Below are 17,333 nucleotides of genomic sequence, written 5' to 3' on the forward strand. Positions count from 1 at the left end.
GGAGACACAGTGGGCGACACCAGGCTGGTCCAGCTGGAGATCGAAGACGGTATCGGCACCATCCGCCTCTCCAGGCCGCCGGTCAACGCGCTGAACATCCAGATCCAGGAGGAGCTGCGCGAGGCCGCCGCGGCCGCGACCACCGATCCTTCGGTGCGGGCGGTCATCCTGTACGGGGGAGACAAGGTCTTCGCGGCCGGCGTCGACATCAAGGAGATGGCCGGAATGGGCTACTCCGAGATGGCCGCCAGGGCCACCGCGCTCACCGGGGCCTTCGACGCCGTCGCGCGCATCCCGAAGCCCGTCGTCGCGGCCGTCAACGGGTACGCCCTGGGCGGCGGCTGCGAGCTCGCCCTGACCGCGGACTGGCGCGTCGCCGCCGAGGACGCGACCCTGGGCCAGCCGGAGATCACTCTCGGCGTCATCCCCGGCGCGGGCGGCACGCAACGCCTGGCCCGCCTCATCGGCCCTGCCCGCGCCAAGGACCTCATCATGACCGGACGCTTCGTGAAGGCCCCCGAGGCGCTGACGATCGGCCTGGTCGACAAGGTCGTCCCCGCCGCCGAGGTGTACGCGACGGCGAAGGCCATGGTCGAGCCGTTTGTCCACGGCCCGGCCCTCGCCCTGCGCGCCGCGAAGCTCGCCGTCGACAACGGCCTGGACATGGACCTCGCCTCCGGCCTGGCCTGGGAGAGCCAGCTGTTCGCCGCCCTGTTCAGCACCGACGACAAGAACGAGGGCATGACCGCCTTCATCGAGAAGCGCAAGCCCAACTTCGCCTGACCCTCACTTCATGATCCCGTGCGATTCAGGGAGCCAGGACCACCAGAACCGCACGGGATCACGAGGCGAACCGCGATCACGGCACGCACGGCACCCACGAGCGCCGCCCGCCACCATGATCGAAGGCCAGCCCTGGCCGCCCGCACAGCCACCCCGCGACTTCGATCACGACGCCCCCAACGGCGCTGGACCGTGTGAGGACGGCAGCCGGGGAACGTCACGCGACCGCAGCACGGACCGCAACCACGAGAACCGACCGCCACCATGATCGAAGAACAGCCCTGGCCGCCCGGACAGCCACCACGCGACTTCGATCACGGTCGACACGGCGACGACCGCCTCACAGAGAAAGACCGCAGCGGCGGCCAAGTCCGCGGTCAGGGTGCGTTGCGCTGGTCGTGAAGCCCAGGGCGCGAGTGCGACATCGGCGATCGGTGCGACGTGCACGGGTCGTGAAACCAACGACGGCAGGTGCTGCGGCGGCGGTCGGTGGGATGTGGGCTGGTTGTGAAAGCCAACGACGGTGTGGAAGGTATCGAACGACGCCCTCGACGGATCCCCGCACGTGGACAGCGACCACCAAAGGCCGCCAACCCAGCGGAAGGCGCGACCGGCACGGAGGGGTAGGTCAGCGGCGGCCCTCGCAGCGGGGGTCGGGCGGGGTGGGCCGGCGGGCCGGGGCGATCCAGCTCAGCGCCGTCTGCTCCACCGACCAGCCGTGCGCGTCGACGGTGCTGGCCGGCGGCCGGTCGCCCGCGTCGCAGAGGACCTTCGCCTGGACGCTGTCGTTGAGGACGAAGTGGACGGTGCCGCTCGTGTCGAGCAGCGTCGTCATCCGGTCGTCGACGGTGATCACCGAGCCGACGAGCAGCCCGTCGTCGGTGTCGACGGCGACCGTCGGCAGGATCGGGGCGCGCAGGAACACGACCCCGACCAGGAACGGCGCCGCGAACGCGGCCACCACGGCCGGCCAGTGCGTCACGGCCCGCGCCGCCCACGCCGGCACCGGCCCGGTCAGCAGCGGCGTCACCAGCGGCGGCAGCGCCAGCAGTACGAACGTGACCGGCTCACCCTCCCGCAGCGCCGCGACGATCGCCGGGCCGAGGAACGCGTACTCCAGCACGGCCGCGACGAACGGCAGCACCACGCCCGTGGCGGCCGCCGCCGCGCCCACGCCGGCCGCCCGCTGCCGCACGACCAGGCCGAGGATCGACAGCGCGACCATGACCAGCAGCGGCAGGAACCGCAGCTGCCAGGTCAGCCCGCCGATCACCAGCGCCACGACGACCACCCAGTCGGGGATCCGCCGGGCGGCAGCGGCCAGCCGGGACGTCGCCGCGGCGGCCGGGTCGCTGAGCTCCAGCAGCGCGCCCAGCACCCGGGTCAGCAGCAGCATCGCCGGAAACACCCACAGCAGCGCGATCACCAGCGTGCTCAGCAGGCCCAGCGGGCTCACGTACTGCACGAAGAGCAGCATGGTCTGCACGTTCTGCCGGCTGAGATACCACAGCCGCAGCACCAGCAGGACGATCGGGAACGTGGGCAGCAACGGCAGCAGCCACTGCCGGTCGCCTACTTCTCCCACGGCCACTGGCGGACGTCCACCTTCGGCACCTCGGGCTGGTGGTCGATCGCCACCTGCTGATTCGGGCTGAACCGCTGCTCGCTGCGCAGGTACTTGTCATACGCCTGCTCCCACCGCCGGTCGGTGGCGTCGTGCGCCGAGCGGTACAGGTACAGGTTCACCAGGGTTTGTAAGGCCTCGTTGTCACCGCAGTTGATCCCCCACCGCTCGTCGCCGGTGAGCCCGACGTCGTGGTGCACGAGGGTCTGCCCGCCGTCCTCCGCGACGAAGCCGGCGAGGATCGCCGCGTCGGTCGTGACCGCGTCGAACTCGCTCGCCTTGAGCCCGGCGACGCAGGCGCTGATCTCGTTCTTGCCCGAGAGGGTCACGCCGGCGGACCTGGCGACCTCGCTGGAGGTGGAGGTGGCCAGGGTGCAGACCCGCTCGCCGCGCAGGTCCTCGAGGCTGCTGACCGGCTTGTGCGCCTTGAGCGTCACCACCGACTGCTGGGTGCTCAGATACGGCCCGGCGAAGCGCACCCCCGGCTGCTCGGACCGCTCCTTGGTGATGCTGAAGCTGGCCACGACCAGGTCGACGGTGACGAACTTGCCGTCGCCCGACCGGGCCTGCATCCTGGCCCGGTCCTCGGTCTCGATCGACAGGAACTTGACCTGGTCGGGGCGGAACCCGAGATCGCCCGCGACGAGATAGGCGATGTCGATGTCGAAGCCGGCATACTCGCCGGTGGTCCTGTCGCGCAGGCTCACGCCCGGGGTGTCGTCCTTGACCCCGATCAGCAGCTCGCTGCGCCCGCCGATGGCCCGCTGGCGCAGGTCGGCCTCCGACGGCGGCCCGACGTCGACGACCACGACGACCGCGACGACGATGACCGCCACGAGCACCACGACCCACGCGACCAGCCGCGCGACCCGGGTCCGGCGCACCGGCGCAGGGTCCGGGCCAGGGCCAGGATCATCGGGTGGATCAACAACTGGATCAGCCACCGTCGAACCCCCCGTTCAGTTACATCGAACGGTACCGCTGGGGTACGACAGTTTTCTAGGCCGCCTGAGCGTGGTAGCGACCGTCCACGATCGACAGTCGCAGCGGCAGGCCGAACGCCGCGGAGAGGTTCTCGGCGGTCACCGTCTCGTGCAGCAGGCCCTGCGCCACGACGCCGCCGTCGCGCATCAGCAGCGCGTGCGTGAACTCCGGCGGGATCTCCTCGACGTGGTGCGTGACCAGCACGATCGCCGGCGAGTCGGGGTCGGCGGCCAGCTCCGACAGGCGCCGCACGAGGTCCTCGCGGGCGCCGAGGTCCAGGCCGGCGGTCGGCTCGTCGAGCAGCAGCAGCTCCGGATCGACCATCAGCGACCGGGCGATCTGCACCCGCTTGCGCTCGCCCTCCGACAGGGTGCCGTAGAGCCGGTCGGCCAGCGCGCCGACGCCGAACTGCTCCAGCAGCGCCTGCGCCCGCGCCTCGTCCATGCGGTCGTACCGCTCGGTGAAGCGCCCGACGACCGCCCACGACGCGGTCACGACCACGTCACGCACCGTCTCGTCGGGCGGCAGCTGCAGCCCGGACGAGGAGAACCCGAGGCGGGTCTTGAGCTCGTTGATGTTGGTGCGACCGAGCCGCTCGCCGAGCACGGTCACCGTGCCACGGGTCGGGTACAGCCGCGCACCGGCGAGATTCAGCAGCGTGGTCTTGCCCGCGCCGTTGGGGCCGAGCACCACCCAGCGCTCGTCGAGCTCCACCTGCCAGCTCACCGATCGGATGAGATCGGACCGGTTGCGGGTCACCGTCGCTTTGTCCACCGCGATGACAAGGTCATCTGACACGGCCCAATCCAACCACGTGCCCGAAGCGCGGAAGGTCCGGCCCCCCACGCTCAGGGCAAAAGCCGTATCGTGCGCGGGGATGAGTGCCGTACTGGAAATCGCCGGTCTGGTGAAGACCTACCAGACACTGTTCGGCAAGCCGCGCGTCGCACTGGACCACCTCGACATGGAGGTCCACCAGGGCCAGATCCACGGGTTCCTCGGACCCAACGGATCTGGCAAGAGCACCACGCTCAAGACGCTGCTCGGGCTGCTGCGCGCCGAGTCCGGTCACATGCGCATCCTCGGCCAGCCGGTGCCGAGGGCACTGCCGCAGGTCGTGTCGCGGGTCGGCGCGATCGTCGAGGCGCCGGCCTTCTTCGGCAACTTCACCGGCCACAAGACGCTGAGCGTGTTGGCGAAGGCGGGTGGCGTACCGAAGCAGCGCGTCGACGTGGTGCTGGACCAGGTCGGTCTCGCCAACCGTGCCGAGGACCAGGTCAAGTCCTACTCCCTCGGCATGCGGCAGCGCCTCGCGGTGGCCTCCGCCCTGCTGAAGGACCCCGAGCTGCTGATCCTCGACGAGCCGAACAACGGCCTCGACCCGGCCGGCATCCGGGAGATGCGCGACCTGCTCCGCGAGCAGGCGGACCGCGGCACGACCGTGGTGATCTCCAGCCACATCCTCGCCGAGATCCAGCAGATCTGCGACTCGGTCACGATCATCTCCCGCGGCCGGCGGGTCGCGGCCGGGCCGGTGTCGGAGGTGCTCGCCGCCAACGACCGCGGCACGTACCGGGTCCGCGTCGACGACACCGAGCGGGCCGCGCAGGTGCTCGCCGACGCCGGCGCGCAGGTCACGCTGTCCGGCGACCAGATCATCGTGCACGACCTCGCCGACCCGGCCTGGGTCTCGCGGGCCCTGGGCGTCAACGACCTGTGGGTCCGCGAGCTCGCCCCGGTCCAGCAGCTGGAGGACGCGTTCCTGCAGCTCACCGGGGGCGGGCCCCGGCGCGGGCAGTTCCGCCCCGTCGACAACTCCGACTGGCCTGAGCAGGACATACCCGTACAACACCCGCAAAACGACAACGGTCAGATCATCGAGAACGGACGGCCCGCATGAACCAGCTGCTGCGGGCCGAGTGGACCCGACTGTTCAGCCGCCGGGTCACGCTGGTGACTCTCGTGCTCATCGCCGGCCTGCTCGCCTTCCTGACGTTCGGGTTCTCGCTGACCCGCAGCAACCCGTCCAGCGAGGAGTACCGCACCGCCACCGAGCGCGCCGCGTCCGCCGCGGCGATCTACGACGAGAACGTCGCGCTGTGCGAGGACGTGCAGAGCGGCGTGCGCACCGGCCCGGCCGGCATGAAGTTCCCGCGTAACTGCGACTACGGCCCCCGCCCCACCGCCGACTCGATGCTCGACTACGGCTTCTCGTTCGCCCGCCAGTGGCCGGAGCTGTTCACGACCGCGGCGATCGTGCTGACGGTGGCCGGCTTCGTGCTCGGCGCGTCGTTCGTGGGCGTCGAGTGGAGCTCCGGCGGCATGCTCAACCTGCTGCTCTGGGCCCCCCGCCGCGGCGCCGTCCTGGGCAGCAAGCTGATCGCGGCCTGTGCCGGCATGGCGCTGGTGGCGGTGGTGTACCTCGCGGTCTGGACGGGCGCGTTCGTCGCCGTGGCCGCCACGAACGACACCGTCAGCACCATGGGCCTGGCGGACTGGTCGTCGCTGCTGATCACGGCCCTGCGGGTGATCCTGCTGACGATGGCCGGCACGGCGCTCGGCTTCGCGATCGCCTCCATCGGGCGGCACACGTCCGCGGCGCTCGGCGTCGGCATCGCGTACCTGCTGATCTACGAGCTCGGAGCGATCATCATCTTCGGGTTGATCGGCGGCACCGACCACTCCGAGAAGTACCGCCTCTCCAGCTACGTCTCCGCCTGGCTGAACAAGTCCTACACGTTCCAGGGCACGTCGGGGTACTGCACCGAGTCCGGCTGCGTGGTGCCGCAGGACACCTTCTGGGGCAGCTGGCAGCAGGGCGGCCTGGTGATCGGCGCGGTCGTGGCGGTCGTGCTGGCCGGCGCCTTCGCCTCGATGCGCCGGCGCGACACCAACTGAGGCGCCGGCGCGACGCCGACCGAGGCGCCGGCCGGCGATCAGGCGGCGTCGCCGAAGACCGCGTCGAGGGCGGTCAGGCCGTGTCGCCGAAGACCTCTTCGCGGACCGCGTCGAGGCCGGTCAGGATGGCGCCGTTGAGGACCGGCTCGCTGGACACCTCGGTGGCGACCACCCGCGGCGACACCACGGCGATCGCGGCGACCTCGTGCTGCACCCGCTGCGCGAGGTCCGCGCCGCCCGCCTGGCCGATCTCGCCGGCGAGGACGACCAGCTCAGGGTCGAGCACCAGCCCCACCGAGGCCACCCCGAGGGAGATCCGGCGGGCCAGCTCGTCGAGGAAGGGGCTGCCGTCGGTACCGGCGGCGATCGCGGCTCTGATGGCGTCGCCCGCACCGGCGGCCTTGAACCCGTGGGACTTGGCGACCGTCTTGACCGCCGCCGCGTCGGTGAGCATGCGGAAGCCGCTCTTCGCCCGGCGGGTCGCGTCGCGGCTGACCTGTGTGCCCGACACGGGCAGGTAGCCGATCTCGCCGGCCGCGCCGACGCTGCCGCGGTGCAGCCGCCCGCCGAGCACGACGGCGGTGCCGACGCCGCGGTCCAGCCAGACCAGCACGAAGTCCTTCGCCCCGATCGCGGCACCGCTGTGCTGCTCGGCGATGGCGGCGAGGTTCACGTCGTTCTCGAACGCGACGGGCCGGCCGAGGTCCTCCCGCAGGGCCGTGAGCAGCCCCCGGTGCCAGCGCGGCAGGTCCCACGCAAACGTGATCTCGCCGCTCTTCGGGTCGACCAGGCCGGGCGTGCCGAGCACGATGCGGCGGATGCGCTCGATCGGCGCACCGGCCTCGGCGGCCGCCTCGACCACGGCGGCGTGGACGACCTTGACCGGGTCGTCCCCCTCGCCGATGGAGACGTCGGTCCGCCCGACGATTTTGCCCGTGATGTCCGCCACGCCGGCGACCACGTGCTGCGGGCCGGCCTCGACGCCGACGACGTACGCGGTCGAGGGCACCACGGCGTACATCTGGGCGTTCGGCCCGCGGCCGCCCGCCTGCTCGCCGACGCGCGCCACCAGGCCGCGCTCCTCCAGCCGCTCCACCAGCTGCGATGCGGTGACCTTGGACAGCCCGGTCAGCTCCCCGAGCTGCGCGCGGGTCAGTGGTCCCTTGCTCAGCAGCAGCTCGAGGGCGGCGCGGTCGTTGAGCGCGCGCAGCAACCTCGGGGTGCCTGGAAGGCGAGCAGAACTCATGGTGACGAACACCCCTAGTATTTAAGAAACTTTCCTATTAGATTGCCTCGGGCAACCTATACCGGAAAGCGTACGGTCACACCACCCGCACGGCCTACGCACATCTGGTCAAGATGCTCCTACGATCGTGGAAAGCGCATCAGTCTCGCACTGGTTCGCGTTGAGGGGGAACACCGTGGCGAACGATCCAGGACTCCGCAGGCTGGCGCTGGGCACGCTGCTCGGCGCGTTCCCGGGCGCACAGGCCCCGGCCTGGGCCGTCGACCTGCTCGGCGAGGGCATGGCCGGCCACCTGCTGTTCGGTTACAACATCGTCGACCGCGACCAGGTCGCCGCGCTGACCGCCCAGCTGCACGCGGCCCGCGACGGCGTGCTCATCGCGATCGACGAGGAGGGCGGCGACGTCACCCGCTTGGCGCACCGGCTCGGCAGCCCGTACCCGGGCAACGCCGCACTCGGCGCGCTGGGCGACCCGGCGATCACCCGCCGCGTGTACCGCACCATCGGCGCCGAGCTCGACCAGCTGGGCCTCAACCTGAACCTGGCGCCCACCGTCGACGTCAACACCGCCGACGACAACCCGATCATCGGCACCCGCAGCTTCGGCGCCGACCCGCACCTGGTCGCGGCGCACACCGCCGCCGCCGTGCTGGGCCTGCAGAGCGCCCGCGTCGCCGCCTGCGCCAAGCACTTCCCGGGCCACGGCGCCACCCTCGCCGACTCGCACCTCGAGCTGCCGACCGTCGACATCACCCTCGACGAGCTGCGCGGCCGCGAGCTGCCCCCGTTCGTCGCCGCCGTCGAGGCCGGCGCCAAGTCGATCATGAGCGCGCACATCCGCGTGCCCGCCCTCACCGGCGACGCCCCGGCCACCTTCAGCCGCGCCGTCCTCGTCGACCTGCTGCGCACCGAGCTCGGCTTCACCGGCGTCGTCGTCACCGACGCCCTGGAGATGCTCGGCGCCGCCCGGTTTGCCGGCAGCACCCAGGCGGGCGCCGTCCTCGCCCTCGCCGCCGGCGCCGACCTGCTCTGCATCGGCGCCGAGGTCGACGAGAAGCTGACCCTCGCCTGCGTCGACGAGATCGTCACCGCCGTCCAGGACGGCCGCCTGCCCCTGGCCCGCCTGGAGGAGGCCGTCGCCCGGGTCCAGGCCCTGTCCGACTGGACCCGCCAGGGCGACCGGACCGACCGGGAGGAGCCCGGCCTCGGGTACCCGGCGGCGCTCAGCGCCGTCCGCATCGAGGGCTCCGTGGACCGCTCCGACGCCCCGCTGATCGTCCAGCTGGAGTCGGAGTCGTCGATCGCCGCGGGCCGCGTTCCGTGGGGCCTCGGCCCGCACGTCAACGGCACCGAGCAGATCCGCGTCGTGGCCGAGCAGACCGCCCCCGAGGAGCTGCGCGCCAGGGCCGGCGCCCGCCCGATCGTCGTCGTGGGCCGCAACGTCCACCGCCTGCCGGGTGCCCGCACCCTGGTCGACACCCTGGCCGCCGCCCACCCCGTCACCGTCGTCGAGATGGGCTGGCCGTCCTCCTGGCGCCCAGCGCACGCCCGCGCCTTCATCACCACCTGGGGCGCCAGCCACGCCAACGGCCGCGCCGCCGCCGAAACCCTGGGCCTCGCCGCCTAACCCTCCCCCCATGATCCGGAAGACCTTGTGTACCTATGACTACACAAAGTCTTCCGGATCATGGGGAGTGCGGCGGCGGACCGAGCGGCGGACCGGGCAGTCGGGGCGACGGCACGGCTGGAGCCTGCCGTGCCAGCCGCCGGCCTTGAGCGCCCGGGCCACCTGGACCGCGGTCGCGCACGGTGCCACCACGTCCGCCCAGCCGTAGCGGAGGGTCCGTTGCCCGGCTGAGGCCGTCGCGTTGTCCCGCCGCTGGTCGCGCCGGCGGTGCTCCTCAGGGTGATAGGCCCGGCCGTCGAGTTCGACGACCGTGGCGAATGCCCGGTACTCGACGTCCCGGTACTGCGTCGCGCCGGACTCCCGGCGACGGGCCTGCCTGCGACCGGTGGGCAGACGGTGCCCGCGCTCCACGTCTTTCAGATACCGCAGCTCCAGTACGGAGCGCGCACCGACGGCGGCGTCGTCGACCGTGGCCTCCAGCAGCCGGCGCCAGCGCATCTTCTTGCGACGGCGCAGCGCGGCCGCCAGCCGGTCCGGCGTGGTCAGGCCGCGGCCGCACGCCGTGGTGAGCCAGCCGATCGCCGTCGCGAGGCGTCGCTCCAGCTCAGCGAGGTCGAGCACGGTGTCCTCGACACGGGTGCGCCGGAGGGCCGGACCCGGCTGGACCGTGTCGGCGAGCCGGGCCCGGTGATGCACCACGACACCCGCCAACGGCCGGATCCGCCGGTTGCCCGGGATCGTGACATGGACATGGTCGGAGGGGCGGTCGACGAGCCCGACCAGTTCGGCTGCGGTGTCATGGCTCAGCGCCGCGCCCGGCCCTGCCCGCAGCAGCACGGCCCAGAGCACCGTGTGTCGGCTCGGCTCGCCGGTGTACGTCCGAAAGATCCCGTCGAACATCGGGACCCAGCGCCCCGCCGCGACGTGCGAGCGGATCGCGCCCAGGCTGACTCCCGCCGAGCGGGCCTGCTGCCGGGTCACCACCCCGCTCTGCGACTCCAGGAGCTCATCAAGCATCCGCCCAGCCTGTCCAGCTCCGGCCAGACGAGGAAGGTCGACCTCCAGCCTGTGGATAACCTCCCCCGTGATCCGGAAGACCTTGTGCACCTATGACTGCACGAAGTCTTCCGGATCATGAGGCGGGTCAGGCGGCGGAGGCGCGGACCAGGGTGCGGATCTGGCGGAGGAGGACGGAGAGGGCGGCGAGGTCGCCAGGGGACTCGGCGAACTCGCCGATGGCGTTGCGGGTGCGGGCGATCGACGTCGCGTTGCTCTGCTCCCACTCGTCGACCCGGGCCTCCGCGTCGTCGGAGGGGGCGGTGCCGTTGAGGACCTCCGCGGTCAGGGCCGCCAGCGCCGCGTACAGGTCATAGCGCAGCGCCATGCGGGCCAGGGTCTGCCAGCGGTCCTCGCGCGGCAGGTTGGAGATCTTCGACAGCAGGTTGTCGATGCGGAAGCGCTCGGAGAGCACGTAGTAGACCGTCGCGACCTCGTTGACCTCGCGGCCGGTCTGCGAGGCGACCTCCACGATGTCGAGCAGGCCGAACCCATACATGATGCGGGTGGTCTGCTCGGCCAGCTTCTCGGGCACGCCGAGGTCGCGCAGCCGGGCAGTGTTGGCCGTCAGGACGTCGCGCTCGCGCCCCCGGAAGAGGGTGTCGAGCTCGCCGAGCAGGCGCGAGATGCCGGGCCGCAGCCGGGCGATCTCGCCGGGCACGTCGATCGGCAGGCGCCGGTTGGAGACCAGCCAGCGCACGGCGCGGTCGAGCAGCCGGCGGATCTCCAGATAGACCTCGGTCTGCGACTCGGTCGGGATCTGGTTGTCGAGGTCCTCGACGGCGGCGCGCAGGGCGTTCAGCCCATACACCTCGCGGATCACGACGGAGGCCCGCAGCACGTCGGCCGAGCCGGCGCCGGTCTCCTCCGAGGCGCGGTGGAAGAAGGACGTCCCGCCGCGGTTGACCGCCTCGTTGACGACGGCGGTGGTGACGATCTCGCGGCGCAGCGGGTGCTCCGCCATCGACTCGACGAAGCGCTCGCGGAGCGCGGTCGGGAAGTAGCCGACGAGCACCTCGTTGGTCCACTCCTCGTCGGGCAGCCCGGAGTCGAGGATCTCGTGCTCGAGCACGATCTTCACGTACGAGAGCATGACGGCGAACTCGGGTGAGGTCAGGCCGACGCCGAGCGCCGCCCTGGAGTCGAGCTCCTCGTCGGTCGGCAGCCCTTCCAGGGCCCGGTCGAGCTGGCCGCGGCGCTCCAGGTCGGCGATGAGCCGCTTGTGGACCGGCAGCAGCGACCGGGACTGGGCGCGGGCGTTGCCCAGCGCGGTGGCCTGGTCGTAGTTGTCGCGCAGGACCAGCTCGCCGACCTCGTCGGTCATCTGGGCCAGCAGCGGGTTGCGCTCGGCCTTGTCGAGCTCGCCGGCGGCGACCGCGCGGTCGAGCAGGATCTTGATGTTGACCTCGTGGTCGGAGCAGTCGACGCCGGCGGAGTTGTCGATGAAGTCGGTGGCGATGCTGCCGCCGCCGAGCGCGAACTCGATCCTGCCCCGCTGGGTCAGGCCGAGGTTGCCGCCCTCGCCGACGACCTTGACCCGCAGCTCCCGGCCGTTGACCCGCAGGTAGTCGTTGGCCTTGTCACCGACGTCGGCGTGCGACTCGCCGGTGGCCTTGACGTAGGTGCCGATCCCACCGTTCCAGAACAGGTCGACGGGGGCGGCGAGGATGGCGTGCATCAGCTCGTTGGGCGTCATGGAGGTCAGCGATGGCGGGATGCCCAGCGCCTCCTTCGCCTCCGCGGTGAGCTGGATCGACTTCGCGGTGCGCGGGTAGACCCCGCCGCCGGCGGAGATGATCGACTTGTCGTAGTCGCCCCAGGACGAGCGGGGCAGTTCGAACAGCCGCTGCCGCTCCGCGAACGACGTCGCGGCGTCGGGCGTGGGGTCGATGAAGATGTGCCGGTGGTCGAACGCGGCCATGAGCCGGATGTGCCGGGACAGCAGCATCCCGTTGCCGAAGACATCGCCGGACATGTCGCCGACGCCGACGACCGTGAAGTCGGTGGTCTGGGTGTCGACGCCGAGCTCGCGGAAGTGCCGCTTGACCGACTCCCAGGCGCCCCGGGCGGTGATGCCCATCTTCTTGTGGTCATAGCCGGCGGAGCCGCCGGAGGCGAACGCGTCGCCGAGCCAGAACCCGTACTTCACCGAGATCTCGTTGGCGATGTCGGAGAACGTCGCGGTGCCCTTGTCCGCGGCGACCACGAGATACGGGTCGTCGGGGTCGTGGCGGACCACGTCGGCCGGGGCCACGACCTTGCCGCCGTCGAGGTTGTCGGTGACGTCGAGCAGGGCGGAGATGAACAGCTGGTAGCAGGCGACGGCCTCGTCGCGGTCGCCCGGGTTCTGCTTCAGGACGAAGCCGCCCTTGGCGCCGGTCGGCACGATGACCGCGTTCTTCACCATCTGGGCCTTGACCAGGCCGAGGATCTCGGTGCGGAAGTCCTCGCGCCGGTCGGACCAGCGCAGGCCACCGCGGGCGACCGAGCCGAAGCGCAGGTGCACACCCTCGAACCTGGGCGAGTAGACGAAGATCTCGAACTTCGGCCGGGGCGCCGGCAGGTCGGGGATCGACTGCGGGTCGAGCTTGAACGCTGTGTAGGACTTCGGCCGGCCCGCCTCGCCGCGCTGGAAGAACGACGTGCGCAGCGTCGCCTGGATCAGGGTCAGGAGCGAGCGCAGGATGCGGTCCTGGTCGAGGCTGGTCACCTCGTCGAGGTCGGCGTGGATCGCCGAGACCAGCTCCTTGGACTGCACGGCGCGGCTCTCCTCCGAAAGCTGCAGCCGCGGGTCGAAGCGGGCCGCGAAGAGCGCCACCAGCTTGGAGGCGATCGCCGGGTACTGCAGCAGCGTGGTCTCCATGTAGTCCTGCGAGAAGACCGTGCCGGCCTGGCGCAGGTACTTGGCGTAGGCGCGGAGGACGACGACCTCGCGCCAGGTGAGGCCGGCCTTGATGACGAGGGTGTTGAAGTTGTCGACCTCGGCCTCGCCGCGCCAGGTGGCGGAGAACGCGTTCTCCAGGTGGGGCCGCACCTCGGCGATCGCCCGCGAGTCGGCGGGCAGCTGCAGGCCGAAGTCGTAGAGGTAGATGGTGCCGTCGGAGCGGACGACCTCGTAGGGCCGCTCGTCGGTGACCCGCACGCCGAGGGAGTGCAGCACCGGCAGGACGGCGGACAGGATCATGGGCTCGCCGTAGCGGTACACCTTGAACCGGATGTCGCTCTCGTCCTGGCGGCGCCGGTAGACGTGCATGACGAGCTGGCCCGGCTCGTCGAGCAGCTCCAGCTTCGCGACGTCCTTCACCGCCTCAAACGGCGTGTGCTCGTCCTTGTAGGTCTCCGAGATCGCCGTGCCATAGCGCTGGTAGAGCTCCTTCGCCTGATGCTCGTCGTCGAGCTTGCGCTCCAGCACGAGCCGGAAGTCGTCGTCCCACAGGCGGGTCGCCTCCGACAGCCGCTCGGTCAGGTCGTCGACGTCGATGTCGCCGGGCGGGTTGCCGGGCTCGGTGCGCACGATGAAGTGGACCCGCGCGAACTTCGACTCGCCGACCCGGGTGGCGTAGTCGACGCCGATGCCGTTGAGCTCGGCGAGCAGGATCTGCTGGATGCGCAGCCGGTTGGCGGTGGTGAACCGGTCCCGGGGCAGGTAGACCAGGCAGGAGATGAACCGGCCGTAGGCGTCGCGGCGCAGGAACAGCCGCAGCTGCCGCCGGCCGGCGAGGCGCAGCACGCTCATCGCGGAGCGGTAGAGCTCATCGGTGGTGATCTGGAAGAGCTCGTCGCGCGGGTAGGTCTCCAGCGTCTCCATGAGGTCCTTGCCGGAGTGGGAGCGCGGCGAGAGGCCCGAGCGCTCCACCACCTCGGCGACCTTGCGCTTGACCACCGGCAGGTCCTGCACGCTGGTGCGGTACGCCGCCGAGGAGAACAGCCCCAGGAAGCGCTTCTCGCCGGTCACGTTGCCGTCGGCGTCGAAGAGCTTGAAGCCGACGTAGTCCAGATACGCCGAGCGGTGCACGGTCGCCCTGGAGTTGGCCTTGGTGATGATCAGCAGGCGCTTCTCCAGGGCCTTGGCGTAGGCCTCGGCGGTCATGGAGCTCAGCACCCGCGGGTGCGGCTGGTCGGCGCGCAGGATGCCCAGGCCGGAGCCGAGGACGGCCTGCAGCAGGTCCTCCCCGTGCTCGCCCTTCACCAGCTTGTACTGCCGGAAGCCCAGGAACGTGAAGTGGTCGTCGGCGAGCCAGCGCAGCAGCTCCACCGAGTCGGTGATGTCCTTGTCGGGCACCGGCAGCTGCGCGCTGCCGAGCTCGTCGGCGAGCGTGAGCGCCTGGGTGCGCATCTTCGGCCAGTCCTCGACCGCTTCGCGCACGTCGTTGAGCACGCGGGCCAGGTCTGTGCGCACGATCTCGAGGTCTTGCTCGTCGCGGATGCGGTCGATCTCGATGCGGATCCAGCTCTCGACGATGTCGCCGGGGGCGGCGTCCTCGGGCTCCACCCCGCCCCGGATCTCCTCCAGGGCGCCCAGCGGCTGGCGGCGCACCACGACGAGCGGGTGGACGAGCAGGTTGACGTCGAGGTTGCGGGCCGACAGCGCGCTGGTGACGGAGTCGACCAGGAACGGCATGTCGTCGGTCACGATCTCCAGCGATGTGCCGCCGGTCACACTGAGCCCAATGCGGAGCTTCAGCTCGCCGGGCACCCGCTGCTGGGCGAGCTCGAGGTGCGACCGGGTGGCCGCCACCATCTTCGCCACCTGGCAGCTGGCCAGCTCCTCGTCGGGGACGAGTCGCCAGTAGTGCGCGACGAGTGTGGGATCGGTGTCCTGCGCTGCCGCGAGGACCACCGCCTCGGCGACGAGGTGCTCAGCGTTGGGCACTGGCTGCTCTAACTCGTCGTCTTCGATCGTTGGCTCGGCGACCGCAGTGCGCACCGTTGCCGTGGGCCGGTTCATCGGTCTGTTCTCCCCTCACCCACGACGCTGTGGGTTGTCCCGCACAGCCTAAGACGTACCCCCGACAATTCTGATCGGCCCAGCGTCGGTTAGCCGATCGACCAGTACGCCCCATACCAATTGTCCAACTTTTCCGATCTTGGGGCGTGCGGATCGTGGCTTTCATGACGCAGAATCGCCCCCATGGCCGTTTCATTTCGTCGCATGATCGCCCTCCTCGCCGGGCTGGCGATGCTCGGCGCCCTGCCCGCCTGCTCCAGCAAGCCGCCGGACGACGCGCTGAAGACGTTCCTCGCGGCGTGGGAGAAGGGCAACATCGCCGGGATGAAGTTCGTGGGCACGGACGGCAAAGCGCTCAGCGGTGACGCGGCGCAGAAGCTGTGGACCACCGTCGCCGGCGACCTCGCCGCCACCCCGCCCAAGCTGACGATCAAGGGTGCGCCCGCGGTCAAGAAGGATGAGGCCAGCGCCGTCGTGACGGTGAAGTGGCCGGTCGCCGAGTCGACGTGGGAGTACGACACCACCGTCCAGGCCAAGCGCGTCGACAAGCAGTGGACCGTGGTCTGGGGCGCCAAGACCATCAACCCGGAGCTGGAGCCCACCGACAAGCTCACCGTGAAGAAGTCGGCCGGTCCGCGCGGCAGCATCCTCGACGGCTCCGGCCAGCCGATCGTGAGCAGCAAGCCCGTGGTCATCATCGGTGTCCAGCCACGCTCCGTCACCGATATCAACATCGTGACGAAGAACCTCACCGACGCGTTCGCCGCGGCCAAGGTGCAGGTCGACCTGTCGACCCTGCCCAACAAGGTGAAGAACGCCAAGCCCGACGCGTTCGTCGAGGTCGTGACGCTGCGCAAGGAGATCTACGACACGATCTCCAACAAGCTCAACTCGACGCCGGGCATCGTCACCCGCAACTCGACGCAGACCCTGGGGCCCTCGGCGCAGTTCGCCCGCGCGCTGATCGGCACGTCCGGCGAGGTGACCAAGGAGATCATGGACAAGAACCCGGGCAAGTACAAAGTCGGCGACGTCGTCGGACTGTCCGGGATCCAACAGAAGTACGACACGGCGCTGCAGGGCAAGCCCGGCGTCTCCGTCATCGTCCCGATGCCGACCGGCACCCCGGACAAGAAGCTCTTCACCACCGAAGCGGCGCCCGGGGCGGCGATCAAGATCACCCTCGACGTCAACATGCAGAACGCGGCCGAGGCGGCCCTCGCCCTCGACACCCGCCGGTCCGCCCTCGTCGCGATCCGCATCAGCGACAACTCGATCGTCGCGGTCGCCAACGGACCCGGCGCGGCCGGCAACAACTTCGCGCTCGTCGGGCAGACCCCGCCCGGCTCGACGTTCAAGACGATCACCGCGCTCGGCGTGCTGAACAAGGGCACGACCGGCGAGACGGTGGTCCCGTGCCCGAAGACCCTCACCGTCGACGGCCGCACGTTCAAGAACTCCCACGACATGGAGCTCGGCAACGTGCCGCTGCGGACCGACTTCGCGAAGTCGTGCAACACCGCGTTCGCGTCCCTCGCCCCGCAGCTCGCGCCCGACGGCCTGGCGCAGACCGCGCAGAGCGTCGGCATCGGCATCCCGTGGGACCTCGGCGTCGACGTCTTCACCGGCAAGGTCTCCGCGAACGGCTCCAAGTCCGAGCAGGCCGCGGCCGCGTTCGGGCAGGGCACCACGCTGTCCTCGCCGGTCGCCCTGGCCGGCGCGGCCGCCGCGATCGCCCGCGGCCAGTGGAAGCAGCCGCAGCTCGTGCTCGACCCCGCGCCGAAGAACCCCTCACAGGACGGCCCGCAGCTCAGCCAGGCCGCGCTGGACCCGCTGCGGCAGATGATGCGCGAGGTCGTCACCGTCGGCACCGCCGACCAGCTCAAGAACCTGCCCGGCGACCTGCGGGGCAAGACCGGCACCGCGGAGTACGACAACGACCCCGCCCACACGCACTCGTGGTTCATGGGGTACCGCGGCGACATCGCCTTCTGCGTCTTCGTGGAAAACGGTGGCGCGAGCACCGCGGCGGCCGTCCCGATCGCCGGGAAGTTCTTCCAGACCATCGGCTGACAACCGACCGGCCCCACTCGCCGCCGCGGGTGGGGCCGCGTCGTGTCAATGCTGCTTCGGTGTCGGTTCTTCCTCGGGTGTACGAGCTGCAGGC

General features: G+C 70.8%; 11 protein-coding genes. 5 read left to right on the forward strand and 6 right to left on the reverse strand.

Annotated features, from left to right (window positions below):
• The first annotated feature begins 9 nt into the window (after positions 1 to 9).
• On the forward strand, positions 10 to 783 hold the full coding sequence (locus ABD332_RS43985; protein WP_344510173.1) for an enoyl-CoA hydratase/isomerase family protein: 774 nt from the start codon (positions 10 to 12) through the stop codon (positions 781 to 783).
• 628 nt (positions 784 to 1,411) lie between these two features.
• Here the strand turns inward: ABD332_RS43985 and ABD332_RS43990 are convergent.
• From ABD332_RS43990 to ABD332_RS44000, 3 genes are all read right to left on the reverse strand, one after another.
• Positions 1,412 to 2,374, reverse strand: coding sequence for a hypothetical protein (locus ABD332_RS43990; RefSeq protein ID WP_344510175.1), 963 nt, complete (start codon positions 2,372 to 2,374; stop codon positions 1,412 to 1,414).
• Entirely contained in the window at positions 2,356 to 3,291 is a 936-nt protein-coding gene (locus ABD332_RS43995; protein WP_344510177.1) for a transporter substrate-binding domain-containing protein, read from the reverse strand. The genes ABD332_RS43990 and ABD332_RS43995 overlap by 19 nt, the downstream gene beginning before the upstream one ends.
• A 115-nt stretch (positions 3,292 to 3,406) precedes the next feature.
• Complete coding sequence (locus tag ABD332_RS44000; RefSeq protein WP_344510179.1) at positions 3,407 to 4,189, reverse strand: ABC transporter ATP-binding protein; 783 nt, start codon at positions 4,187 to 4,189, stop codon at positions 3,407 to 3,409.
• 79 nt (positions 4,190 to 4,268) lie between these two features.
• Here ABD332_RS44000 and ABD332_RS44005 point away from each other — a divergent pair, with 79 nt between their 5' ends.
• Both ABD332_RS44005 and ABD332_RS44010 read left to right on the forward strand, forming a co-directional pair.
• Positions 4,269 to 5,291, forward strand: coding sequence for an ATP-binding cassette domain-containing protein (locus ABD332_RS44005; RefSeq protein ID WP_344510181.1), 1,023 nt, complete (start codon positions 4,269 to 4,271; stop codon positions 5,289 to 5,291).
• A complete protein-coding gene (locus ABD332_RS44010) occupies positions 5,288 to 6,289 on the forward strand; it encodes an ABC transporter permease subunit (protein WP_344510183.1) in 1,002 nt (333 codons plus the stop codon). Before ABD332_RS44005 ends, ABD332_RS44010 begins: the two co-directional genes overlap by 4 nt.
• A 73-nt stretch (positions 6,290 to 6,362) precedes the next feature.
• Here ABD332_RS44010 and ABD332_RS44015 read toward each other — a convergent pair whose 3' ends face one another.
• The gene (locus ABD332_RS44015) at positions 6,363 to 7,535 is read right to left on the reverse strand and encodes an ROK family transcriptional regulator (protein ID WP_344510185.1); all 1,173 of its coding nucleotides are present in this window, start codon (positions 7,533 to 7,535) and stop codon (positions 6,363 to 6,365) included.
• A gap of 175 nt (positions 7,536 to 7,710) precedes the next feature.
• On the opposite strand from ABD332_RS44015, the gene ABD332_RS44020 reads away from it, so the two are divergent.
• Positions 7,711 to 9,162 (forward strand): glycoside hydrolase family 3 protein, encoded by a 1,452-nt coding sequence (locus ABD332_RS44020; RefSeq protein WP_344510187.1) that lies wholly within the window; start codon positions 7,711 to 7,713, stop codon positions 9,160 to 9,162.
• A gap of 39 nt (positions 9,163 to 9,201) precedes the next feature.
• Here the strand turns inward: ABD332_RS44020 and ABD332_RS44025 are convergent, their stop codons facing one another.
• Both ABD332_RS44025 and ABD332_RS44030 read right to left on the reverse strand, forming a co-directional pair.
• Positions 9,202 to 10,179 (reverse strand): type IV toxin-antitoxin system AbiEi family antitoxin domain-containing protein, encoded by a 978-nt coding sequence (locus ABD332_RS44025; protein WP_344510189.1) that lies wholly within the window; start codon positions 10,177 to 10,179, stop codon positions 9,202 to 9,204.
• Between the two features lie 127 nt (positions 10,180 to 10,306).
• Positions 10,307 to 15,166, reverse strand: a complete 4,860-nt coding sequence (locus tag ABD332_RS44030; protein ID WP_344510191.1) for an NAD-glutamate dehydrogenase — start codon at positions 15,164 to 15,166, stop codon at positions 10,307 to 10,309.
• A gap of 204 nt (positions 15,167 to 15,370) precedes the next feature.
• Between ABD332_RS44030 and ABD332_RS44035 the strand changes: the two genes are divergently transcribed.
• Positions 15,371 to 17,239 (forward strand): penicillin-binding transpeptidase domain-containing protein, encoded by a 1,869-nt coding sequence (locus ABD332_RS44035; RefSeq protein ID WP_344510193.1) that lies wholly within the window; start codon positions 15,371 to 15,373, stop codon positions 17,237 to 17,239.
• Positions 17,240 to 17,333: the final 94 nt, after the last annotated feature.

The sequence above is a fragment of the Dactylosporangium maewongense genome (assembly GCF_039531485.1).
In the GTDB taxonomy this organism is placed as follows: Bacteria; Actinomycetota; Actinomycetes; order Mycobacteriales; family Micromonosporaceae; genus Dactylosporangium; species Dactylosporangium maewongense.